At 66.5% G+C, this 24071-nt stretch carries 15 protein-coding genes and 3 pseudogenes; 6 read left to right on the top strand and 12 right to left on the bottom strand.

The window, feature by feature from the left end; all coding sequences use genetic code 11:
* Positions 1-130 precede the first annotated feature (130 nt).
* Complete coding sequence (locus AKN84_RS29085; RefSeq protein WP_050423962.1) at positions 131-1027, bottom strand: LysR family transcriptional regulator; 897 nt, start codon at positions 1025-1027, stop codon at positions 131-133.
* A gap of 257 nt (positions 1028-1284) precedes the next feature.
* Here AKN84_RS29085 and AKN84_RS29080 point away from each other — a divergent pair, with 257 nt between their 5' ends.
* From AKN84_RS29080 to AKN84_RS29060, 5 genes and pseudogenes are all read left to right on the top strand, one after another.
* Entirely contained in the window at positions 1285-1761 is a 477-nt protein-coding gene (locus tag AKN84_RS29080) for a formate dehydrogenase subunit gamma (protein WP_050423961.1), read from the top strand.
* Positions 1758-3314, top strand: coding sequence for a formate dehydrogenase beta subunit (locus AKN84_RS29075; protein WP_050423960.1), 1557 nt, complete (start codon positions 1758-1760; stop codon positions 3312-3314). Before AKN84_RS29080 ends, AKN84_RS29075 begins: the two co-directional genes overlap by 4 nt.
* 13 nt (positions 3315-3327) lie before the next feature.
* A pseudogene (gene fdhF / locus AKN84_RS29070) lies at positions 3328-6218 on the top strand (formate dehydrogenase subunit alpha).
* A 2-nt stretch (positions 6219-6220) separates the two neighbouring features.
* Positions 6221-7056 (top strand): annotated as a pseudogene (fdhD, locus tag AKN84_RS29065) (formate dehydrogenase accessory sulfurtransferase FdhD).
* Positions 7040-7261 carry a formate dehydrogenase subunit delta gene (locus tag AKN84_RS29060; RefSeq protein ID WP_050423959.1) on the top strand — a complete coding sequence of 74 codons (222 nt, stop codon included), beginning with the start codon at positions 7040-7042 and terminating at the stop codon, positions 7259-7261. The pseudogene fdhD and the gene AKN84_RS29060 overlap by 17 nt, the downstream one beginning before the upstream one ends.
* Positions 7262-7408: 147 nt before the next feature.
* Here AKN84_RS29060 and AKN84_RS29055 read toward each other — a convergent pair whose 3' ends face one another.
* The 11 genes and pseudogenes from AKN84_RS29055 to AKN84_RS29005 all read right to left on the bottom strand — a co-directional run bounded on the left by AKN84_RS29055 (position 7409) and on the right by AKN84_RS29005 (position 23152).
* Positions 7409-10372 (bottom strand): bifunctional [glutamine synthetase] adenylyltransferase/[glutamine synthetase]-adenylyl-L-tyrosine phosphorylase, encoded by a 2964-nt coding sequence (locus tag AKN84_RS29055; protein ID WP_050423958.1) that lies wholly within the window; start codon positions 10370-10372, stop codon positions 7409-7411.
* Positions 10369-11823 carry a sensor histidine kinase gene (locus tag AKN84_RS29050; RefSeq protein ID WP_050423957.1) on the bottom strand — a complete coding sequence of 485 codons (1455 nt, stop codon included), beginning with the start codon at positions 11821-11823 and terminating at the stop codon, positions 10369-10371. Before AKN84_RS29050 ends, AKN84_RS29055 begins: the two co-directional genes overlap by 4 nt.
* Complete coding sequence (locus AKN84_RS29045) at positions 11807-12487, bottom strand: response regulator transcription factor (protein WP_050423956.1); 681 nt, start codon at positions 12485-12487, stop codon at positions 11807-11809. The genes AKN84_RS29050 and AKN84_RS29045 overlap by 17 nt, the downstream gene beginning before the upstream one ends.
* Before the next feature lie 266 nt (positions 12488-12753).
* Entirely contained in the window at positions 12754-14340 is a 1587-nt protein-coding gene (locus AKN84_RS29040; RefSeq protein WP_050423955.1) for a Do family serine endopeptidase, read from the bottom strand.
* A 170-nt stretch (positions 14341-14510) separates the two neighbouring features.
* Positions 14511-15017, bottom strand: a complete 507-nt coding sequence (locus AKN84_RS29035) for a cytochrome c-type biogenesis protein (protein ID WP_050423954.1) — start codon at positions 15015-15017, stop codon at positions 14511-14513.
* Positions 15017-17002: a heme lyase CcmF/NrfE family subunit gene (locus AKN84_RS29030; RefSeq protein ID WP_050423953.1), complete on the bottom strand. Its 1986-nt coding sequence runs from the start codon at positions 17000-17002 to the stop codon at positions 15017-15019. Before AKN84_RS29030 ends, AKN84_RS29035 begins: the two co-directional genes overlap by 1 nt.
* Positions 16999-17493: a cytochrome c maturation protein CcmE gene (gene ccmE / locus AKN84_RS29025; protein ID WP_050423952.1), complete on the bottom strand. Its 495-nt coding sequence runs from the start codon at positions 17491-17493 to the stop codon at positions 16999-17001. The genes AKN84_RS29030 and ccmE overlap by 4 nt, the downstream gene beginning before the upstream one ends.
* Before the next feature lie 59 nt (positions 17494-17552).
* Complete coding sequence (gene ccmI / locus AKN84_RS29020) at positions 17553-18692, bottom strand: c-type cytochrome biogenesis protein CcmI (RefSeq protein WP_050423951.1); 1140 nt, start codon at positions 18690-18692, stop codon at positions 17553-17555.
* 389 nt (positions 18693-19081) lie between these two features.
* Positions 19082-20476, bottom strand: coding sequence for a hypothetical protein (locus AKN84_RS29015; protein ID WP_050423950.1), 1395 nt, complete (start codon positions 20474-20476; stop codon positions 19082-19084).
* A gap of 336 nt (positions 20477-20812) precedes the next feature.
* Positions 20813-22189, bottom strand: coding sequence for a sensor histidine kinase (locus AKN84_RS29010; RefSeq protein ID WP_050423949.1), 1377 nt, complete (start codon positions 22187-22189; stop codon positions 20813-20815).
* A gap of 301 nt (positions 22190-22490) precedes the next feature.
* Positions 22491-23152, bottom strand: a pseudogene (locus AKN84_RS29005) (response regulator transcription factor).
* A gap of 378 nt (positions 23153-23530) precedes the next feature.
* Between AKN84_RS29005 and AKN84_RS29000 the strand changes: the two are divergent.
* A complete protein-coding gene (locus tag AKN84_RS29000; RefSeq protein WP_193399696.1) occupies positions 23531-23920 on the top strand; it encodes a VanZ family protein in 390 nt (129 codons plus the stop codon).
* The last annotated feature ends 151 nt before the right edge of the window (positions 23921-24071 follow it).

Genomic DNA, 24071 nt, shown 5'->3' with positions numbered 1-24071 from the left:
CCGCAATGAAACCGTTCAACCGTCCGTGAGTTCCACGATTGCTGCGTGAAGCAGAAGATTGCGTTCAGCGCCTGGCCCGGCGCGCCTGAAGCGGGAACCGTCGTGAAAGAGCTCGGCTGATTGCCGCGCGCTACGCCGGCTCCAGCGTCGGCGCCACCTCGCGCGCGACCTGCACCAGGGCTGCGATCAACGGCGTCATCGGATCGCGCTGCGGGATCACGAGCCCGATGCTGTAGTCCACCACCGGATCGACGATTGGAATGCTGCGGACGGCATCGGCAAGGCCCAGCGTCTCGGCGAGCTTGGCCGGCATCACGCTGGCCCAGCGCCCGGTCTTCACATGGGTGTAGAGCACGAGCAGCGAGTTCGAGGTCAGCGTCGGCGTCGCCTCGGCGCCGACGGAGGTCAGCGCGCGATCGATGATGCGGCGGTTCTGCATGTCGGGCGTGAGCAGGCAGAGCGGCACGGTGCCGACTTCCTTCCACGTCACCTGCTTGCGATCGCCGAACATCGCATCCGGCGCCGTCAGCAGACGATAGCTCTCATTGTAGAGCGGGATGGTGCGGACCTTGCCGATCGGTTCGTTCTCGATATAGGTCAGCCCGGCATCGACCTCGAGATTTTCGAGCAGACCGAGCACGTCGGCGGACGTGCACGACTGGATGCGGAAACGCACATCGGGATGCCGCGCGCGGAACGGCGTGGTCAGCGAGGCCACCATGCCGAGCGCGGTCGGGATCGCCGCGATCCGGATCTCGCCGGACAGCTTGTCCTTGAGGCTGTTGATCTCCTGCTTCATCGCCCGCGCATCGCCGACGATGCGCCGCGCCCAATCCAGCGTCCGTTCGCCCTCCGGCGTGAAGCCCTGGAAGCGCGATCCGCGCTGCACCAGCATGACGCCGAGGATCTCCTCAAGCTGCTTGAGGCTGGTCGACATGGTGGGCTGGGTGACGCCGCAGGCCTCCGCAGCCCGGCCAAAATGCCGCTCCTTGGCCAGCGCCAGCAGAAGTTCCAGCTTGTCGATCAAGGTTCAAACCCCCTCGGAAAAACGGTGCCCCAGATGGCTGCCCGACGCGGCCATAGGTAGCACGATCAGGGTGCGATCCCGAAATCCAAAGCGCCCCGGAAGTACGTGATTCCAGAACATTATTGCGATCCCGGATCGACCCATTCGGCAACGCTATTAATCGCGTTTCGCAATCGCCGCATGAGACAGCTTTATTGATGTTTCGAACGATTCCAACTCTGATGCGCGCAGCAAAAAATGGATCGTGAGAAGCGCGGATGACGGTGGGATACGAACCTTGGGACACGGCGCGCGGCGCTGAAATCATCGCCGAGCATGCCGGGCTTGAAGGCGCCACGCTGGTGATCTTGCATGCGCTGCAGGAGGCCTTCGGCTATGTGCCGGAGCCGGCGATCCCGATGGTCGCGGAGGCGCTCAATCTGTCGCGCGCCGAGGTCCACGGTGTGTTCACCTTCTACCACGACTTCCGTAAAGCACCCGCCGGACGCCACGTCCTCAAGCTCTGCCGCGCGGAGGCCTGCCAGGCCGCCGGCGGCGACGCGCTGGCGGCGCGTGCGGAGGCAAAACTCGGCGTTTCCCTGGGCAATACCACCGCCGACGACCGCGTCACGCTGGAGCCGATCTACTGCCTCGGGCTCTGCGCCACCGCGCCGTCGGCGATGCTGGATGGCCGCGTGATCGGCCGGCTCGATGAAGCGCGGATCGATGCGCTGGTCGCGGAGGCACAGCGATGACGATGCGGATCTTCGTTCCCCGCGATGCCGCGGCCGTCGGCGTCGGCGCCGACGACGTCGCCCTCGCCTTCGCGCAGGCCGCGGCAGCGCGTGGTGCAGCAATCGAGATCGTCAGGACCGGCTCGCGCGGGCTGTGCTGGCTTGAGCCGATGGTCGAGCTTTCGACCGCGCAAGGCCGTGTCGCGTTCGGCCCGGTGACGCCGGGCGACGTTCCCTCCCTGCTCGATGCGATGGCCGGCAACGGCCAGCATGCCCTGCGGCTTGGTGTCACGGACGAGATTCCCTGGCTGAAGCGCCAGACCCGGTTGACCTTCGCCCGCTGCGGCGTGATCGATCCGCGCTCGGTCGACGACTACCGCGCCCATGGCGGCTACCGGGGCCTGGAGCGGGCGCTGACGCTGACCTCCGACCAGATTCTTGCCGACGTCACCGCGTCCGGCCTGCGCGGTCGCGGCGGCGCCGGCTTCCCGACCGGTATCAAGTGGAAGACTGTGGCGCAGGCCAGCGCCGACCGCAAATACATCGTCTGCAACGCCGACGAGGGCGACAGCGGCACCTTCGCCGACCGCATGATCATGGAAGGCGACCCCTTTGTCGTGATCGAGGGCATGACGATCGCGGGTATCACGGTCGGCGCCACCAAGGGCTACATCTACATCCGCTCGGAATATCCGCACGCGGTCGAGGCGATGAACGCAGCGATCGTGGCCGCCCGGCGCGCCGGCTTGCTCGGCAAGCGGATCGGCGGCTCCGCGCATGAGTTCGATCTCGAGGTGCGGGTCGGCGCCGGCGCCTATGTCTGCGGCGAAGAGACCTCGCTGCTGGAAAGCCTCGAGGGCCGCCGCGGTATCGTGCGCGCCAAGCCGCCGCTGCCGGCGCACAAGGGCCTGTTCGGCCGGCCGAGCGTGATCAATAACGTGCTGTCGTTCGCGGCGATCCCGTTCATCCTCGACAACGGCGCCAAGGCCTACGCCGATTTCGGCATGGGCCGCTCGCGCGGCACGATGCCGATCCAGCTCGCCGGCAACATCAGATATGGCGGGCTGTTCGAGACCGCGTTCGGCGTCACGCTCGGCGAGCTCGTCGACGAGATCGGCGGCGGCACTTTCACTGGACGCGAGGTGCGCGCCGTGCAGGTCGGTGGCCCGCTCGGTGCCTACTTCCCCCGCGCGCTGTTCGACACGCCATTCGACTATGAGGCGTTTGCCGCGCGCGACGGCCTGATCGGCCATGGCGGCATCGTGGTGTTCGACGACACCGTCGACATGGTCAAGCAGGCGCGCTTCGCGATGGAGTTCTGCGCGATCGAATCCTGCGGCAAGTGCACGCCGTGCCGGATCGGCTCGACCCGCGGCGTCGAGACCATAAACAGGATCATCAACGGCGAGCGCGTCGCCGAGAACCTCGCCGTGATCGAAGACCTCTGCAACACCATGAAATTCGGCTCGCTGTGTGCACTCGGCGGCTTCACGCCCTACCCCGTGATGAGCGCATTGAAGCACTTCCGGGAAGATTTCGGTCCCGCACCGGCCCGGCTGCAGGCCGCGGAATAGCAAGGAAATCACGATGTCGCTGATCCAGGAAACCGATTTCGGCACGCCCAAATCCAAATCCGAGTCGATGGTCACGCTGACCATCGACGGCAATCAGATCACCGTGCCCGAGGGCACCTCGATCATGCGCGCGGCGATGGAAGCCGGCACCCAGATTCCAAAGCTCTGCGCGACCGACATGGTTGACGCCTTCGGCTCCTGCCGGCTCTGCCTCGTCGAGATCGAGGGCCGCGCCGGCACGCCGGCCTCCTGCACCACGCCGGTCATGCCCGGCCTCGTGGTGCACACCCAGAGCGAGCGGCTGAAGAAGCTGCGCAAGGGCGTGATGGAGCTCTACATCTCCGACCATCCGCTGGACTGCCTGACCTGTGCCGCGAACGGCGACTGCGAATTGCAGGACATGGCGGGCGCGGTCGGCCTGCGCGACGTGCGCTACGGCTATGAGGGCGAGAACCATGTCTTCGCCAAGTCTTCTAAGAATTCGGCGCACGGCTGCGAAAACGACAACTGGATGCCGAAGGACGAGTCCAATCCGTACTTCACCTACGATCCCTCAAAGTGCATCGTCTGCTCGCGCTGCGTCCGCGCCTGCGAGGAGGTGCAAGGCACCTTCGCGCTGACGATTTCCGGCCGCGGCTTCGACAGCCGCGTCTCGCCCGGCATGAACGAGAGCTTCCTCGGCTCCGAATGCGTCTCCTGCGGCGCCTGCGTGCAGGCCTGCCCGACCGCGACGCTGACCGAGAAATCCGTGATCGAGATCGGCCAGCCCGAGCACTCGGTCGTCACCACCTGCGCCTATTGCGGCGTCGGCTGCGCCTTCAAGGCCGAGATGCGCGGCGAGGAAGTGGTGCGCATGGTGCCGTGGAAGGACGGCAAGGCCAATCGCGGCCACTCCTGCGTCAAGGGCCGCTTCGCCTGGGGCTACACCACCCACAAGGAGCGCATCCTGAAACCGATGATCCGCGAACGGATCGAGGATCCCTGGCAGGAAGTGTCGTGGGACGAGGCGCTGAATTTCGCCGCCGCGAAGTTCAAGGGCATCCAGCAGAAATACGGCCGCGACGCGGTCGGCGGCATCACCTCGTCGCGTTGCACCAATGAAGAAACCTACCTGGTGCAGAAGCTGATCCGCGCCGGCTTCGGCAACAACAATGTCGACACCTGCGCCCGCGTCTGCCATTCGCCGACCGGCTACGGCCTGTCACAGACCTACGGGACCTCGGCCGGCACCCAGGATTTCGACTCGGTGGAGGACACCGACGTCGTGCTGATCATCGGCGCCAATCCGGCCTCGGCCCATCCGGTGTTCGCCTCGCGGCTGAAGAAGCGGCTGCGCCAGGGCGCCAAGCTGATCGTGATCGATCCGCGCCGCACCGAGATGGTGGAATCGCCGCATGTGAAGGCGCTGCATCTGCCGCTGATGCCCGGCACCAACGTCGCCGTGCTCACCGCGCTGGCCCACGTCATCGTCACCGAGGGGCTGGCCGACGAGGCCTTCGTTCGCGAGCGCTGCGACTGGAGCGAATTCGAGGACTGGGCCGCCTTCGTCGCCCAGGACAAGCACAGCCCGGAGCGACCGCGATCATGACCGGCGTCGATCCGAAGGCGCTGCGCGAGGCGGCGCGGATCTATGCCACCGGCGGCAGCGGCGCGATCTATTACGGGCTTGGCGTCACCGAGCACAGCCAGGGCTCGACCACGGTGATCGCGATCGCCAACCTCGCGATGGTGACCGGCAATATCGGCCGGCCCGGCGTCGGCGTGAACCCGCTGCGCGGCCAGAACAACGTGCAGGGTTCCTGCGACATGGGCTCATTCCCGCACGAGCTGCCGGGCTACCGCCACATCGCGGGCGACGCGGTGCGCGAGCAGTTCGAGGCGATGTGGAACGTCAAGCTCAACAACGAGCCGGGCCTGCGCATCCCCAACATGTTCGATGCCGCGATCGAGGGCTCCTTCATGGGGCTCTACGTGCAGGGCGAGGACATCCTGCAGTCCGACCCGAACACCAAGCACGTGGTGGCGGCGCTGTCGGCGATGGAATGCGTCATCGTCCATGACCTCTTCCTGAACGAGACCGCGAACTACGCCCACGTCTTCCTGCCCGGCTCGACCTTCCTCGAGAAAGACGGTACCTTCACCAATGCCGAACGCCGCATCCAGCGCGTCCGCAAGGTGATGACGCCGCTCAACGGCTATGCCGACTGGGAAGTGACGATCATGCTTGGCAAAGCGATGGGCTTCGAAATGAAATACAGCCATCCGTCCGAGATCATGGACGAGATCGCCGCGCTGACGCCGACCTTCGCGGGCGTCTCCTACGCCAAGCTCGACGAACTCGGCTCCGTGCAGTGGCCCTGCAACGAGAAGGCGCCGGAAGGCACGCCGGTGATGCATATCGGCGGCTTCGTGCGCGGCAAGGGCAAGTTCATCCTCACCGAATATATCGCGACCGACGAACGCACCGGCCCGCGCTACCCGCTGCTGCTCACGACGGGGCGCATTCTCAGCCAGTACAATGTCGGTGCGCAGACCCGCCGCACCGAGAACGTTGTGTGGCACGCCGAGGACCGGCTCGAGATTCATCCACACGACGCCGAGCAGCGCGGCGTGCGCGACGGCGACTGGGTGCGGCTGGCGAGCCGTGCCGGCGAGACCACGCTGCGCGCCGAGATCACCGACCGCGTGGCACCGGGCGTGGTCTACACCACGTTCCACCATCCCGACACCCAGGCCAACGTCATCACGACCGACTTCTCGGACTGGGCGACCAACTGTCCGGAGTACAAGGTCACTGCCGTGCAGATCTCGCCGTCGAACGGTCCGTCCGACTGGCAGAAGGCCTATGACGAACAGGCACGCAACTCCCGCCGCATCGCGCCTGTCGTGGAAGCCGCGGAGTAACGATGCGCGAGCCCGTCCACAAGGCGATCCGGAAGGTCTGGCGCGACGGCGTCTTCAGCGACGGTGCGCGCCTGATCCCCGAGGAGACGCCGCTGGCGCTGACCTATAATGGCGGCACCTACGCCGTGATGATGGGCTCGCCCGAGGACCTCGGCGACTTCGCGGTCGGATTCAGCCTGAGCGAAGGCATCGTGCAATCGGCCGATGAAATCGAGACCCTCGACATCGTCGAGCTCGACGGCGGCATCGAGCTTCGGATGTGGCTCGGGCCCGACAAGGCGGAGCGGATCGCCGAGCGGCGCCGCAACATCGCCGGCCCGACCGGCTGCGGCCTGTGTGGCCTCGATTCGATCAGCGAGGCGGTGCGACCGGCCGCGGTGGTGCCGGCGGGCCGCGTGTTCTCGCCGCGCGAGATCATGACTGCGGTCGCGGCGGTGGCGCCGCTGCAGGAGATCAACCACCAGACCCGCGCCGTGCACGCCGCCGCGTTCTGGACCGCCGCGCGCGCATCGTGGCGCTGCGCGAGGACGTCGGCCGCCACAATGCACTGGACAAGCTCGCCGGCGCGCTGGCCCGCGACATGATGGTCGCGAACGACGGCATCGTGCTGCTGACCAGCCGCGTCTCGGTCGAAATGGTGCAGAAGACCGCCGCGATCGGCGCGCCGCTGATTGCGGCCGTGTCGGCGCCAACCGCGCTTGCGGTGCGGATGGCGGATGCCGCCGGCATCACGCTCGCCGCGATCGCCCGCGCCGATGGATTTGAGATCTTTACGCATCCGGAACGCGTCACAGGCGCGGTGCCCGGCAAGGAGTCCGCCTATGTCGTCGTCGCCTGACAAACTGGTCTATATGGCGAACCAGATCGGAAAGTTCTTCCACAGCCAGGGCCACGACCGCGCCGTGCAGGGCATTTCCGAGCACATCTGGAAGTTCTGGGATCCGCGGATGCGCAAGCAGATCTTCGCCCATCTCGACGCCGGCGGCGCCGGCCTCGAGCCCGACGTCCGCGATGCGCTGCTCAAGCTGAAGCTGCAGGCGTAGCGAATAGCGCGCGCGACCTTCCCTCACCGTCACCCTGAGGAGGCCGCGCAGCGGCCGTCTCGAAGGGTCGACGGCCCGGCTGGTGGCCGTACATCCTTCGAGACGCGCTACGCGCTCCTCAGGATGACGGGTCCAACTTCCTTCTCGCTAACCCCCGCCCACGATCGCGTTGAAGACGTGGCGTACCTCGCTTTGCGTCTCGCGCAGCCGGGCCTCCAGCGCGGAGAAGTCAGGCGTGTCGCCGGCCCGGGCCATCACGCGCAGCAGGTCTTCGCCCGCCGTCTCCGGATTGAACTTGCCGGTGACGCACAGCCGCAGGATCTGCGTCAGGTCATGATAGAGCCGCGCCGCCGAGCGCAGGATCTCGGCCTCGGACTGGCCGAGCAGGCCGAGCTTGGCGGCGTTGTCGAGCACTTGAAGCGTCGAGACGCTGAGGATCTCCGGCTTCGCCGAAGCATGCGCAAGCTGGAGATATTGCGCGATGAAATCGATGTCGACGAGCCCGCCGGCAGCAAGCTTGAGGTCCCAGACATCATCCTCGCCCTTCTCCAGCGCGATCGCCCGCCGCATGTCGGCGACGTCGGCCGCGGTCGACGCCGCATCGCGCGGCCTCGTCAGCACGCTGCGGATGATCGTTTCGATCCTCTCGCGGAATTCCGGCGACGATGAGATCACGCGCGCGCGCGTCAGCGCCATGTGCTCCCAGGTCCAGGCCTCGCGCTCCTGATAGTCGGCGAACGAATCGATGCGCGAGGCGACCGGGCCGGCGCGGCCAGACGGGCGCAGCCGCATGTCGACCTCGTACAGCACGCCGTAATTGGTCCGGGTGGTGAAGGCGCTGATCAGGCGCTGGGTGAAGCGGGCAAAATATTGCGCACCATGCAGCGAGCGCTCGCCGTCGGAATCCGGCGCCTCGCTGTCGAAATCGTAGAGCGTGATCAGATCGAGGTCGGAGGACGCCGTCATCTCGCGGCTGCCGAGCCGGCCCATCGCGATGATCGCGGTCTCCTGCCCTTTGATGCGGCCATACTGCGCGGCAAACTGGTCGGTGACGAGGCCGTGCACGGTGTGCACGATCCCCTCCGCGACATCGGCAAAGGCTGTGCTGGCGAGCTGCGCCGACACCGTGCCGGACAGGATCCGCGTGCCGATCAGGAACAGGCTCTCCTGGCCGAACAACCTCAGACGATCGAGGAAATCCTCATAGGACGAGGCATCCTGCAAGGTGGCGGCAAGCCGCTCCGACAGCTCCTTCTTGTCCGGCATCGCGCCGAAGAAGCGCGGATCGACCAGGCCGTCCATGATCTGCGGCTGCCGCGCCAGCATGTCGCCGAGCCGCGGCGCCGCGCCGAGGATCAGCGCCACCAGCGCGACGAAATCGCGGTTCTGGCTGAGCAGCGAGATCAGCCGCCCGCCCCGCTGCAGCGCGCCGAGGAAACGGTCGAATGCCGCCACCGCGTCATCAGGCTCCTCGGCATGCGCGAGGCCGTCGATCAGGCCGGGAATGAATTCGAGGAATGCCGCCCGCGTCGCCTCGACGCGCAGCGCGCGGTAATCACCCTCGATCCACTGCTGCACGGTGCCGGCCACCGCGACGGGCTTCTTGAAACCGAGTTGGGCGAGATGCTCGATCAGGCGGCCGTCTTCAGGCCCGGCGCCGTAGTCGACATCCGGCAGCTTCGCAGTGCCGGTCGGATCGTCACCCTCGAACAGCTTGCCGTAGTGGTTTTGCACGATCTTGAGCTGACCGAGCAGATCCTTCGCGAAGGCCTCGCGATTCTCGTAGCCGAAGAAATGCGCGAAGCGCTCGACGTCCTCAGGCGCTTCGGGCAGCGAATGGGTCTGCTCGTCGGCGATCATCTGCAACCGGTGCTCGACCCGGCGCAGGAATTCGTAGGCCGTCGTCAGCTCGTCGCGCGCCTCAAAGGTGATCCAGTTGCTGTTGGCGAGCACGTTGAGCGCCTCCAGCGTCGGCCGCACCCGCAGCTCGGGATGGCGGCCGCCGGCGATCAGCTGCTGGGTCTGGGCGAAGAACTCGATCTCGCGGATGCCGCCGCGGCCGACCTTGACGTTGTGGCCCTCGACCGAGATCTCGCTCTGGCCGCGATAGGTCTGCATCTGCCGCTTCATGTCGTGGACGTCGGCGAGCGCGGCAAAATCCAGGTGCTTGCGCCAGACGAAGGGCGCGAGCTCGGCGATCAGCGCCTCGCCCGCCCTGGGATCGCCGGCGCACGGCCGCGCCTTGATCATCGCAGCGCGCTCCCAGGTCCGCCCCTCGCGCTCGTAATAGTGCAAGGCCGCGTCGGTCGAGATCGCGACCTGGGTCGAGGCCGGGTCCGGGCGCAGCCTGAGATCGACCCGGAACACATAGCCCTCGCCCGAGCGCTGCTGCAGCATCCGCGCCATCGCCTGGGTGACGCGGACGAAGAACGGCTGCGGCTCGATATCCTCGGCGAGCGAGGTCGCCGTGCGATCGAAGAACACGATGAGGTCGATGTCGCTGGAATAGTTCAGCTCGCCCGCGCCCATCTTGCCCATCGCAAGCACGATCAGGCCCGAGCCGACTTCCGGATGCTCGGGATCAACGGCGGTCATGCGGCCGCGGGCGACTTCCTGCCGGAACAAATATCGCAGCGCCGACTGCACCGAATTCACCGCGATGTCGGTCAGCGCCGCCGTCACCCGCATCACCGGCCAGACGCCGCCGATGTCGCACAGCGCGATCATCAGCGCGGCCTCCGCCTTCATGCGGCGAAGCAGCACCATCACGTCGGCCTCGCTGCCGGCGGCGAGCACGTCGCGCGAGGTGGTCTCGATCAGGCCGGCCAGATGCTGTTCCGGGTCGCATGACAGGATCCGGATCAACCGCCCGGCATCGGCGCGCGCGAGCTCGAACAGATAGGGCGAGAACTCGGCGATGCCGCGCAGGATTTCCCGTGCGAACGGATGCTCCAGCAAGGCTGCGAGCGCGGCCGATTGCGCCGGCTCGAGCTCGGCGAACCAGTCAGTCAGGCGCTGATCGGCGGATTCGGGCGCGGCGACACGCGGTCCATCCGCGAACCGCGCGGCCAGACGGTGTCGATCCGCGTTTCCCGGCGCGGCGGCATTCATGCCGCCTTCTGTGGCACATCCTGCGTTTGAGCCGCAAGCCTGTCACTGCCGCCCGCCCGCGCCGGCAGCACCAGGGTGGCCACCAGCCCGGGATGGGCATCGCCGAGCCGCAGCTCGCCGCCATGGAGCGTGGCGACCGCGGAGGCCAGGCTGAGGCCGAGACCGGAACCGGGTAAGGTACGGCTCGCCTCGAGCCGGACGAAGCGCTCCACCGCGTGCTTGCGATCGCCCTCGGGGATACCCGGACCGTGGTCGGTGACGCTGAGCAGGACCTGATCGCCCTCGCGCCGCGCCTCGATCAGGATCTCGCGTGCATCCGCCTTCATCGGCTCGACGCCAGCGTCGGGCTTGCCATATTTGATGGCGTTCTCGACCAGGTTGGCGACCGCCTGGCTGATCAATTCGCGGTTGCCGTGAATCGGCGCCGGCGCGGTCTTCACCTGCAGCGTCATGCCGTCGTCCTCGGCCAGCGGCTCGTACAATTCGTGGATGCCGTTGGCGACGTCGGCGCCGTCGAAATCGTCCATGTTGCCGCGCGCCTGGCCGGACTCGGCCCGCGCGATCATCAGCAGCGCGTTGAAGGTGCGGATCAGCCCGTCGGATTCCTCGATCGTCCGCTCCAGCGCCGCGCGGTAGTCGGCCTCGCTGCCCGACCGCGCCAGCGCCTCCTCGGCGCGGTTGCGCAGCCGCGTCAGCGGCGTCTTGAGGTCGTGGGCGATGTTGTCGGAGACCTCCTTCAGCCCCGTCATCAGCGCCTCGATGCGTTCCAGCATGACGTTGAGATTTTCCGCGAGGCGGTCGAGCTCGTCGCCGCTGCGGCCGACCGGCAGCCGGCCGGACAGATCGCCCGCCATGATGCGCCTCGTGGTGCCGGTCATGGCGTCGATCCGGTGCAGCACGCGGCGGGCGACGAAGATACCGCCGCCGATGCCGAGCACGACCACGACGAGGATCGACCATTGCGCGGCCTTGGCGACGATGCCGAACAGCCGCCGCCGCTCCTCGAGGTCGCGCCCGACCAGGAGGCGGAAGCCGTTGTCCATCTCGGCGACCCGCACCAGCGCGCGATGGTCGGTCTTGTCCTGCTCGTCGATCCGGCGGTAGGCGGTCTCGCTCCAGCCCTGCACGCTCATCACGCCCGGCGCCAGCGAGCCGACATTGCCGGCCAGCGCCTGCCCGTTCGGTGCGGTTAGAAGATAAAGGTTGGCGCCCGGCCGCAGCGCACGATTGCCCATGGTGGTCAGCAGGCCGTGCAGGCCGCGGCGGTTATAGATGGACGTGATCTCGCCGATCTCGACGTTGACGGTCGTCGTGATCTGCTCGGTGATCAGCCGCCGTGTGTTCCAGGCGAAGTAAGCCAGCAACGAGGCGGCGAACAGCGCGAACAGGAACAGATAGACCAGCGTCAGCCGAAACGCCGTGGTCCGGATCAGTTTACCGAATGCCGTCACGGATCATATACCCCGCGCCGCGGATGGTATGCAGCAGCGGCCGCTCAAAACCCTTGTCGATCTTGGAGCGCAGCCGCGAGATGTGGACGTCGATGACGTTGGTCTGTGGATCGAAATGATAGTCCCAGACATTCTCGAGCAGCATCGTGCGCGTCACCACCTGCCCCGCATGCTTCATCAGATATTCGAGCAGGCGGAACTCGCGCGGCTGCAAGGTCAGCTCGTCCTTGCCGCGGGCGACGCGATGCGACAGCCGATCGAGCTCGAGGTCGCCGACCTTGTAGGTGGTCTCCTCGGCCGGCCCGACATTGCGCCGCGACAGCACCTCGACGCGCGCGAGCAGCTCGGCGAAGGAATAGGGTTTCGGCAGATAGTCATCGCCGCCGGCGCGAAGGCCCTTGATGCGGTCATCGACCTGGCCGAGCGCTGAGAGGATCAGCACCGGCGTCCGGTTGCCCTTGTCGCGCAGGCTACCGATCAGCGACAGGCCGTCCCGCTTCGGCAGCATGCGATCCACCACCATCACGTCGTAGTCGCCGGTTTCGGCCATCGACAGGCCTTCCTCGCCGTCGGAGGCGAGATCGGCGATGTAGCCGACTTCACGGAATGCCTTGACCAGATAGTCGGCTGACTCGCGGTCGTCTTCGATGATCAGGATGCGCATTTGCGGAGCGGTGGCGGTCACGGGAATGGGCCCTCTGTCAGCATGGCGCGGCCGGCCTGCACATGCAAGACGACCGCGCATATTCCGGAATTGTTAGGAAAAAGTGGGCGGTGAAGCTGGGGGACTCCACCGCCCTGAGACCTTCCGACGGAGGGGGGCATATTCCATCGAAAGGCAACATAGGGAGCGAGCAAGGGGCCCACCCCCCGGAAAGCGCCGTCGGCGGGGGCGACGAATGCCGGCGACGCTTTCCAACTCATAGATAGTTATCCCTTGGCCAGCGGCACTGCCACGAACCGCGACGAACCGCCGCTCTTCACGCGCATGAGAACGCTGTTCTTGTTGTCATTGCGCGCCGCGGTGATCGCATCACGCACCTCACCGGCGGTGCCGACGGACTTGCCGGCGACCTCGAGGATCACGTCGCCTTCCTTGAAGCCCCGCTCAGCGGCAGCACTCTTGGGATCGACTTCGGTCACGACCACGCCTTCCTTGCCGGCGCCGGCCACGCTGTTGGCGGGCGCCACCGTGAGGCCGAGCTTCGGCACGTCGGTGCCGCGGGACGAGTTACCCTTGTCGCCGTCGTTGTTGGTGTCAGCCTTGGCTTCCAGGCTGTTCGGCAACTGGCCGAGCGTCAGGTTGACGGTCTTGTCCTGCCCCTTGTGCAGCACGTTCAGCTTCACGGCATTGCCGGGCGCGAGGCCGCCGATGGTGCGGGCGAGTTCGCGCGCATCCTTCACCGGCTCGCCATTGACGGCGGTGATGACGTCACCGGACTCGATGCCGGCCTTGGCCGCGGGGCCGTTGGCCTGCGGTTCGGCAACCAGCGCGCCTTCGGCCTTCTTCATGCCGAGGCTGTCGGCGATGTCAGAAGTCACCGGCTGGATCTGGACGCCGATCCAGCCGCGGCTGACCGAGCCCTTGTCCTTCAGTTGGGCAACGACGCTCTTGACGGTCTGGGCCGGGATCGAGAACGCGATGCCGACGCTGCCGCCGGACGGCGAGTAGATCGCGGTGTTGACGCCCATCACCTCACCCGACACGTCGAACGCCGGGCCACCCGAATTGCCCTTGTTCACGGGCGCATCGATCTGGATGAAGTCGTCATACGGACCGTTGCCGATGTCGCGGCCGGAGGCCGAGACGATGCCCGCGGTCACGGTGCCGCCGAGACCGAAGGGATTGCCGACCGCCAGCACCCAGTCGCCGATGCGCGGCTTGCTGTCGGAGAGCTTGGCAAACTGGAAGTTGGAGCCGCCCTCGACCTTGATCAGGGCGAGGTCGGTGCGCGGATCGGTGCCGATCACCTTGGCGGAATAGGTCTTGCCGTCATCGGTCGTGACTTCGACCTTGTCGGCGCCGTCGACGACGTGATTGTTGGTCACGGCATAGCCGTCAGCCGAGATGAAGAAGCCGGAGCCTTGGCCCGTCACCACGCCACCGCCACGCGGTCCACCGCGCAGGCCCGGAGGCAAGCCATCCGGACCGCCAAAGCGGCGGAAGAAGCGCTCCATCGGCGAACCCGGCTGGAACGGCGAATCGTCATTGTTGCTGTCGTCCTTCGCGACCTTCTCGCGAATGTTGACCTTGACCGAGATCACCGACGGCTTCACGCGCTCGACGATGTCGGCAAAGCCGACCGGCTGCTGGACCTTCTTGACCTCGTTATTGACCTGCGCATGCGCAGGCGTCGTGAACAGGTCAGCGGGGTTGTGGGTGGGGCTGAAGCCATAGGTAGCGGCACCGAGGCCGGCCACGACCGAGGCCATCAGCGCAAGTTTGCGGGCAGAGAACAGCGAGCGCTTCGGCGCCTTGTAGGACGGAAGGGACGAGAGGTCGGGACGATCAGTCATGTGTTGAAATCTCCAAGGCCAGAATCACCGGTGCGGGGGCGGGCACCTGATGCGTCTGAACATGGGGTCATCAGCCTTACAGCGCGCTGGCTGCGGAATTAAACTTTTGTAATCGAGCGGGTTCGCGCTGCGGCAGAATAGCGCAGCCGAATTAAGGGCTTAGAAAGGAACTAAAGCGGCTTGTCGGGCGCGGATTCGGCCGCCAGCAGCCGTTCGAGGCGGGCCTGCTCGTCGGACGTCAGTCCGGGGCCGGAATCGCCACCGGCGGCGGCCAGACTGCCCTTGCGCCTGCCGAGGCGCCAAAGCGCAAAACCGCCCAGCAAAAGCGCCAGCGGCGGCGTCAGCCACAGCACCAGCGTGTGCTCGTTGAGACGCGGCTTCAGCAGCACGAATTCGCCGTAGCGGGCGACCAGGAAATCGATCACCTGACGGTCGCTGTCGCCGGCCGAGATACGTTCACGGACCAGGAGGCGGAGGTCGCGGGCCAGCGGCGCCTCCGAATCGTCGATCGACTGGTTCTGGCAGACCATGCAGCGCAGCTCTTTGGAGAGCTCGCGCGCCCTCGCCTCCTTCGCCGGATCCGTCATGATCTCGTCGGGCAGCACCGCCCGCGCGGGCATCGCGCCGAGCATCAGGCTGGCCGTAAGAAGAGCGGCTGCAAGCGCGCGCGACCGCATCACTCGGCCGCCTGCAATGCGCGCGGGGCTGCTTTGGCCGGCTTCGGCGCGCCGACCCGCAAACGGCGGTCGGATAGCGACAGCAGGCCGCCGAACGCCATCAACACCGGTCCCCACCAGATCATCAGCACCAGCGGCTTGTGATAGATCCGCACCGCGATCGCGCCGTCGGCCGAGGCATCACCTAACGATATGTAGAGCTGGCTTGCGCCGCGCGTCAGCAGCGCGGCCTCGGTCGTCGAGGCGCCGCGCGTGGTGAAGTTGCGCTTCGACGGCGTCATCACGCTGATTTTCTCGCCGTCACGCGTCACGGTGAATTGCGCGACCATCTCGCGGAAGTTCGGCCCCTGCCGCGGGTTCAGGCCGTCGAGCCGCAGCTGGTAGCCGGCGACCCGGGCGACGTCGTCCGGCTTCATTGTGCCGATATATTCGGTGTTCCAGGTGGTCTCGCAGACGATCCCGATCAGGGCTATGCCGAGGCCGGCATGCGCGAAAGCCGTGCCCCAGGTCGCGCGCGGCAAACCGCGGGCGCGGCGCAGCGAGAGCGACAGCGGAATCCGGAACAACGCGATGCGTTCGGCGAGATCGCACAGCGCGCCCATGATGACGAAGGCCGCAAGCCCGATCGCGAGCGGCGCCAAGGTCGCGCCGCCATAGGTCCACGCAAACACCAGGGCCATTGCCACCAGCGCAACGATGCCGGCGACCATCAGTCGCTGCGCCGCGCCGAGCAGGTCGCCGCGCTTCCACGCGAGCAGCGGCCCGAACGGCACCCCGAGCAACAGAGGCACGAACAGCGGCGCGAAGGTGAAATTGAAGAACGGCGCGCCGACCGAGATCTTCTCGCCGGTCAAGACCTCGAGCGCCAGCGGATACAGCGTGCCGATGAACACCGTCGCACAGGCGGTGGTCAGCAGCAGATTGTTGAGTACCAGCGCGCCTTCACGCGAGATCGGCGCGAACAGCCCGCCCTGCTTCAGCGCCGGTGCGCGCCAGGCATAGAGCGACAGGCTGCCGCCGATGAACACGAACAGGATCAGCAGAATGAACACGCCGCGGGTCGGGTCGGTCGCGAAGGCGTGAACCGAGGTCAGCACGCCGGAGCGCACCAGGAAGGTGCCGAGCAGCGACAGCGAAAAGGTCAGGATCGACAGCAGGACGGTCCAGACCTTGAGCGCATTGCGCTTCTCCATCACCAGCGCCGAATGCAGCAGCGCGGTGCCGGCAAGCCACGGCATCAGCGAGGCGTTTTCGACCGGATCCCAGAACCACCAGCCGCCCCAGCCGAGCTCGTAATAGGCCCAGTAGGAGCCCATCGCGATGCCGAGCGTCAGGAAGATCCAGGCCATCAGCGTCCACGGCCGCACCCAGCGCGCCCAGGCGGCGTCGATCCGTCCCTCCAGCAGCGCCGCCACCGCGAATGAGAACGAAATCGAGAACCCGACATAGCCGAGATAGAGCATCGGCGGATGCACCGCGAGGCCGATGTCCTGCAGCACCGGATTGAGGTCGCGGCCCTCGAGCGACGGATTGGCGATGCGCAGGAACGGATTCGAGGTGATCAGGATGAACAGGTAGAACGCGCTGGCGACCCAGGCCTGCACCGCCAGCACATGCGCACGCAGCGACAGCGGCAGGTTGTTGCCGAACGCCGCGACGAGGCCGCCGAACAGCGCCAGGATCGACACCCACAGCAGCATCGATCCTTCATGATTTCCCCACACGCCGGTGATCTTGTAGAGCAGCGGCTTCAGCGAATGCGAATTCTCGTAGACATTGGCGACCGAGAAATCCGAGGTGACGTGCAGCGTCACCAGCGCCGCGAACGACGCCGCGACGAACAGCAATTGGGCGAGCGCGGTCGAGCGCGCCACGTTCATCAGCGCCGCATCGCGCCAGCGTGCGCCGACGATCGGCACGATGGACTGGATCAGCGCGAGGGCGAGCGCGAGCACCAGGGCATAATGTCCGCTTTCGGCGATCACCGCATGGCTCCCTGGGTCGGCGCCGCGGAGGCGCTCGGCGTGTTGCCAGACTTGGCGTAGTCGTCCTTCCAGTGGCCCTGCTTCTTCAGGGCGTCGGCAACGTCCTTCGGCATGTAGGTCTCGTCATGCTTGGCGAGCACGGTGTCGGCACGGAACACGCCATCAGCGTCGAGCGCGCCTTCGGCAACGACGCCCTGCCCCTCGCGGAACAGGTCCGGCAGGATGCCCTTGTAGGCCACCGGCAGCGTGGCGCCGCCGTCGCCGACGGTGAAGGTCACGGCGAGATTGTCGCCGCGCTTCAGCGAGCCCTGCTCCACGAGGCCGCCGAGGCGAAAGCGCTTGCCGGGGCCGAGATGCTTGTCGGCCACCATCGACGGCGTCGAGAAGAACACGATGGAATCGCGCAGCGCATTCAGCACCAGGCCCGCGGCGATCGCGAGCACAACGAGCGCGCAGCCGATCAGTGTCAAACGCCGTTGCTTCCTGGTCATGGTGCATCCTTGCGCATGACGTTGTCCGAAAACCGCTGCACGTGCTTCGGCCTCATGCGTTATCCATCCAACCCGAGATTCTTCAGCCCTTCATTGAGCTGACGCAACCGATCCGCATCGTTGGCGACAGCCTGACGGGCATCCGCGCGCGCGCTGATCGCCTTGTCGCGCTCGCCCATCACGAGATAGGCGCGGACCAGCCGCAGCCAACCCTCGACGTCGTCGCCGTTGGTCTTCAGCCGGCTCGCCAGCCGATCGACCATGCCCTTGATCATGGTGCCGCGATCGGCCTCGCTCATGTCCTGGGCCGCAGCCACCGCGCCATCCGGCAGCGCCGGTGCGCTCACGCCACCGGGCGCGGTGACGCCGGCGGGCACGGTGCCGCCGACGCGCACCAGTGCCGCCTGCACCAGCGGCCGCCACGGCGCGTCGGATGGCCCGTTCGCCAGCATCTTCTGCCAGAGTGCAGCCGCGTCGGACTTGCGGCCGTCCTGCTCGGCGGCGAGACCGAGGAAGTAATTGGCCTTGGCGTCGTCGCCATTCAGCGCGACGGAGCGCTCGAACTCAGCCTTGGCATCCGCGGTGACGACGCCGCCGGCGCTCCCCATCAACGCCTCGCCAAGATCGGCGCGGCGATCGGCACTGTCGCCGGCATAAGTGATGGCGTTGCGATAGGCGCGGACGGCGTCATCGTAGCGGCCAAGCCGCGACAGCACCGGCGCCAGCACCGTCCAGCCGCGGCCGTCGGTCGGGTTCTTTTCCAGATGGGCCTCGACCTGCGCGACGAGATTGGCGAGCGGCTGGTTGGCACCGGCGACCCGGCTGCGTTCGGCGAGCGGAAAGTCGCCGAGGCGCGGCGAGCCCAGCGCGAGATAGAAACTCGAAGCAATCACCGGCAAACCGACCAGGGCGACGATCGCAGCAGTGCGCCGCAGGCTGAGACTGCCCTGCACCGGTTCTTCGCGGCCGCTCTGGTCGGCCGCGGCCAGCAGCCGGCGGCTGATCTCGATCCGCGCGGCATCGGCCTCGGCGGCGCCGATGATGCCGGAGGCCATGTCGCGGTCGATTTCCGCGAGCTGGTCCCGGTAGACCACGACCTCGCTGCCACCGGTCTCCGCCCGTCCGCGGCGGCTGAGCGGCCACAGCACGGCAAAGATCGCCGCGACCGTCATCAGCGCGAACACAAACCACAGCGTCATCAAGCGGTTCCCGGATGGAACGGCGGCTTCCGGCAAGCCGCCTTAGAATCGCTTTACACTACCGGCGGCGAGCCCGGCAATTGACAATTGCTGGATCGACCGAAGGTCGAAATCAGGCTGATTTCCGGTGCCGTTCCGGCGGTCTAGCAACGGCGTTTTCGAGCGAAGGCGCGCGCTGGCAAAATATCGAAAACAACCCCATGCAAAGGTGCCGGCGGGCGGCCGCCGGCGCTCGAATGCCGACTTGACACGTCGGGCAAATCAGCGCCACACTTCCATTATTCCGAAATCACGCAAATGCCTTTCGTCGCGCCCTGACGAGCTCGTCGGCTTGCCGTCGAACATGCTCGCGAATGTCGGTGACGTGCCGTCACCGTGTCCGCGGATCACTACCCCGCGCGCGACGACTTGCGCTCACCCGTCATCGCGTTCTCCGCGGCCCGGTTCATCAGCGAGGCGTAGTCGTGGCCGAACAGCACCTCGCAGAAGCGGATCGCGGCCTTGACCTGCTGCTGGCGGAAGGCCCGGACCCGCGCGTCGCCGCCGCGCAGCGACTGCACCAGCCCCTCGGTCGACTGCTCGACATAATGTTGCAGGTCGGAGAAGGTCCGCAACGTCACCTCGTTGATCGCGAGCTCGCTGGCATAGGTGCGACACACCGCGACGAAGTCGATCAGGGCGGCGGCGTCCTCGACCTCGGACTGATCAATCTTGGCGCCGGCGGTAATGTCCTTGTCGGCGCGCTGGCGCAGGATGCGGCGGACCCGGCCAGGCACGCTGTCGATCTCCGATTGCAGCGCGTTGGAGGTATCGGCGCGGACCGACGTCAGCTGACGTCCCCAGGTGGAATCGTTGCGCAGATCGAGCTCGGTGCGCAGGCCGCGGACGCCGTCATGCAGGGTCTTGAGCTGCTCACCGACATAATCGAAATGGCCGCGCCGGATGTCGGTGCGCAGGCAGGCCGCGACGAATGACAGGTCGTGCAGCGCGATGGTGACGGCGATGCCATAGGGCGTTGCCGCAACCCGCAGCTCGTCGTCGGAGGCCGCCATCTTGATGGCCAGACGGATGATCTGCCATGGCGCGGCGAGCCGCTGCGCAATCAACGACAGCGCGAACGGCAACAGCTGCGGCGTCTGCAGCGACGGCAGTTTGAGCGCGTCCATTGCGGAAGCGATCTGGGAATCGGCAAACACCCGGATCTGGCTCGGCAGCCGGCTGCCCAGGGTTTCCAGCGCCTCGCGGGCCTGCAGCACGAGGCCGATCGGCAGCAGGTCCTCGACCACGCTCGGCGGACCGACACGCGACAGCGCGCGCTGACGATCGTCCTGAGCCGGACCGGCGATCTTGAGGATGGCTTCCGCGGCCGCCAGCTGGAACTTGCGCGCGGCGATCTCCATCGGACCGCTCTCGGTGGCCGTCGCCAGCGCCGCCTCGAATGCGCTGATAGCCTCGGGCGCGCCCTCACGGGCCAGCCACTGCCAGATCGGCAGCAGCGAGGCGCGCCGGAGCTGGCCGGGTCGGGTCGGGAAATTGGTCTCGGCAAGGAACGGCTCGAGCGGCCGGAACAGGAGCCGCGCCGGATCGTCGCTGCGCGGCTCGATCCGCTCGTCCTCCTCGGCCCCGCGCACGATCTTGCGCAGCTGCTCCAGCACCAGATTGGCCACAGTGACATCATCGCCACGTTCGACGGCGCGCTCCAGCTCCCGCATCAGCAGCGCCTGCGATTGCGGTGGAAGCTGCGCGAGATAATCCCTCAGCCGCTCGGTCGATTTCTGGCTCATGCGCCCGGTCGTGAAAGCTTGGTGCCCGGCAAACGCCGCAGCCCGTCCGCGTGGGATGATAAAGGTGGGCGCGTTAAGAAGCCGTTTAGGAATAATGCGGTCCCGAGGCCGGTCTCGCACGGGCCTCAAGCCTGATGGGATTGAGTTGAGCTGGATCGGCAGCGGAGGTTCACCTCTCCCTTGGGAGAGGTCGCGCGTAGCGCCGGGTGAGGGATTACGGTCTCTCGTTAGCGCTGCGGCCCCTCACCCGATTTGCTTCGCAAATCGACCTCTCCCCGTTGGGGAGAGGTGAAGCAAGTCCGTGGCCGAACCGATTCGATCCAAACTCATCTTGCGCTACACCGCCGGCAGCACCAGCTCGGCCCGCAGGCCGCCGATCGGCGCGTCGCTCAGCACGAGCTTGCCACCATAGAGGCCGGCGAGATCGGTCACGATCGACAGACCAAGCCCCGAGCCGGGCTTCGATTCGTCGAGCCGCTGGCCGCGCCGGGCGACCTTGGCGCGTTCGTCCTCCGACAGGCCGCGCCCGTCGTCGTCAACCACGATGCGCAGCCTGGGACCTGCGCCCGACGCCTCCGGCGGGACCACTGACACCTCGATGAACACCTGCGAGGCCGCCCACTTACAGGCGTTGTCGACGAGATTGCCGACCATCTCCTCCAGATCCTGCCGCTCGCCGCGGAACCGCGCCGCCGGGTCGGCCTTCGCCTCGATCGAGAGGTCGCGGTCGCGATGGATCTTCTCCATGGTCCGCCGCAGCGCCTCGATGGCAGGCGCGACGTCGGTGATGGTGCTGACGATGGTGGCGCGGGCGGCGATCCGCGCGCGCTCGAGATGGTGCGCGACCTGATCCCGCATCACATCGGCCTGCTCCAACACCTTGCTGGCAAAGGCATCTGCGCCATGCGAAGCGGCCTCGTTCACGATCACCGACAGCGGTGTCTTGATCGCATGGGCGAGATTGCCGACATGGGTGCGCGAGCGCTCGACGATCTCGCGGTTGGCGTCGATCAGCGCGTTGGTTTCGCGCGCCAGCGGCGCGATCTCGACCGGGAAGCGGCCCTCCAGCCGCTCGGCGCGGCCGGAACGGATATCGGCGATCGCATCCGAAATGCGCTTGAGCGGCGCCAGGCCATAGCGCACCTGGAAGATCGTGGTCAGCAGCAGCACGATGCCGAGGGCGGCGAAGGTTCCGCCGAGGTAATAGTCGAAGCTGCGTGTCTCGTCGAAGATCTCGGTGGCGTCGCCGGCGACGCTGACCAGGAACCTGCCGTCGACGCCGAGATCGACCGGCCGCTCCACCACGCGCAGGCTCTGGCCTTCGGGCCCGTCGACATAGCCGAGGCGGACGCCGGCGGCGGTCAGCTCGGCGCCGTGCTCCTCCAGCTTGGGCAGCTTCTTGTCCCACAGCGAGCGCGAGGCGCGGGTCTCGCCCTTCTCGGTATCGGTGCGGGTGATCTGCCAGTACCAGCCCGACAGCGGCAGGTCGAACAGCGGCTCGCCGAGCGACTGGAACTGGCGGTCGGCCGGCTCGTCCGGCGTCGCCACCTCGGCGATCAGGGTGCGCAGATAGAGATTGAGCCTTCGGTCGAAGGCGCGCTCGGTTGCGTCGCGATAGACCGACGACAGGATGACGCCGGTGATCGCCAGGATCACCACCACCCAGGCGGTCGCCGAGACGAACAGGCGGGTCGCAAGAGAGCTGCCGCCCATCAGGGGACGAGCTCGAACAGCGTGTCAGCGGGCGGCGACATCAGCGAATCCAGTCCTCCCGGCGCGGATCATGACAATGCCCGTGTACGCCGATCAAGCGCTCTAAGAGCATGATCCTATGGAATAGGATATGCTCTCATCCTTTTGTTTGGTCGCGTTTTCTTCACGCGGGCGAACCGGAATCCGCTTCGCTCGAAAACGCTTTAAGAGCATGATCTCCGCGCAAACACCACGCGTTTGTCGCGAGGGAAAACCGCTTCGCACTTTGCGCTGACGCGGCCCTCCGGGTCCGGATCATGCCTTAGGTCGGCGGCGACAGCATGTAGCCCAGGCCGCGAACGGTCTGGATAATATCGACTTCCAGCTTCTTGCGGATGCGGCCGACAAACACCTCGATCGTGTTGGAGTCGCGGTCGAAGTCCTGATCATAGAGATGCTCGACCAGTTCGGTGCGCGACACCACGCGCCCGGTATGGTGCATCAGATAATCGAGCAGATTGTATTCGTGCGAGGTCAGCTTGATCGGATTGCCGTTGACGGTGACCCGCTTGGTACGGGTATTGAGCGCCACCGGCCCGCAATTCAGCTCGACCTGGGCATGTCCGGTCGCACGGCGGAGCAGCGCGCGGATCCGCGCCAGCACCTCCTCGAGATGGAAGGGTTTTGCGACATAGTCGTCGGCGCCGGCATCGAAGCCCTGAACCTTGTCGCTCCAGCGGTCGCGCGCGGTGAGAATCAGCACCGGCATCACCCGCTTGTTCCGCCGCCAGGCTCGAGCACCGAGATACCGTCCATCTTCGGCAGGCCGATATCGAGCACGACCGCGTCATAGGGCTCGCTGTCGCCAAGGAAATGCCCCTCCTCGCCGTCGAACGCGCGATCGACCACATAGCCGGCGTCCGTCAGCGCGGTGGTGAGCTGGCGGTTCAGATCCGGGTCATCCTCAACGACGAGCAGACGCACTTTGGCCTCCGAGAGTGAGCATTGCGATAGTCCGGCATCAAATGAGGCTTCGCGCCGTGAACGGCCTATGAATGGATCCGCAACGCAAAGCTTATTTTTTCGTCAGGTGCACCATCCCGGGAACCCGCGCAAGCGCCTCAGGTTCCATCGATCAGACGCGGATGGAATGAGACCGGCCTTCGGATCAAGGTATCAAAATACCGAAATCTGGACTTGCGCCTGCGCGCCCATCATCAAGGTCCCGACTCGCCGGCACCGTGAGCAATGTCACAGACGGCGGCAAGATTAACCTTCGGCGGGCATTTAATTATCGCGGGCACAGGCGATGCGCTAATTCCAGCGCGGGCGCGGCGTGGCACAGGGATCGGGAATACTTTTTTGCTTGTTTCGAAGATCAAGACGTTTGCGGTGGTTGCCGGCTGGCTTGCGCTGGTCTTCATCGCGTTCGTCACCTTGTCGCCAATCCAGGACCGTCCGTCGTTCCTGCATCCGCAGGCCGAGCGCTTCGCCGCCTATGCCGTGATGGGACTGGCCTTTGTGCTGGGTTACCCGCGGCGCACCGCCCTGATCGTGCTGTTTGTCGTGTTCAGCGCATTCACGCTCGAGGCGATGCAATTGCTGACACCGGACCGTCACGGCCGGCTGCTCGACGCGATCGTCAAGGTCGCGGGAGGTTTTGCCGGCATCGGCGCGGGCCACTTCATCCTGCTGGTGCTGCGCAGCCAGTTCGGCCGATTGAGGTCGCGCGCGGAGAACTCCGCGAGCTAAGGCGCGATGTATTTGAGCCGAATCGGTTCGCCACGGATCAGCTCGACCTCTCCCCAGCGGGGAGAGGTCGATTTGCGCAGCAAATCGGGTGAGGGGCCGCGGCGCTAACGAGAGACCGTGATCTCACCGCGCTACGCCGCCGACCTCTCCC

Source organism: Bradyrhizobium tropiciagri (assembly GCF_001189845.1).
GTDB classification, from domain to species: domain Bacteria; phylum Pseudomonadota; class Alphaproteobacteria; order Rhizobiales; family Xanthobacteraceae; genus Bradyrhizobium; species Bradyrhizobium tropiciagri.
The sequence above is the reverse complement of the archived record's forward strand: the minus strand, read 5'-3'. Positions and strand labels throughout refer to the sequence as shown.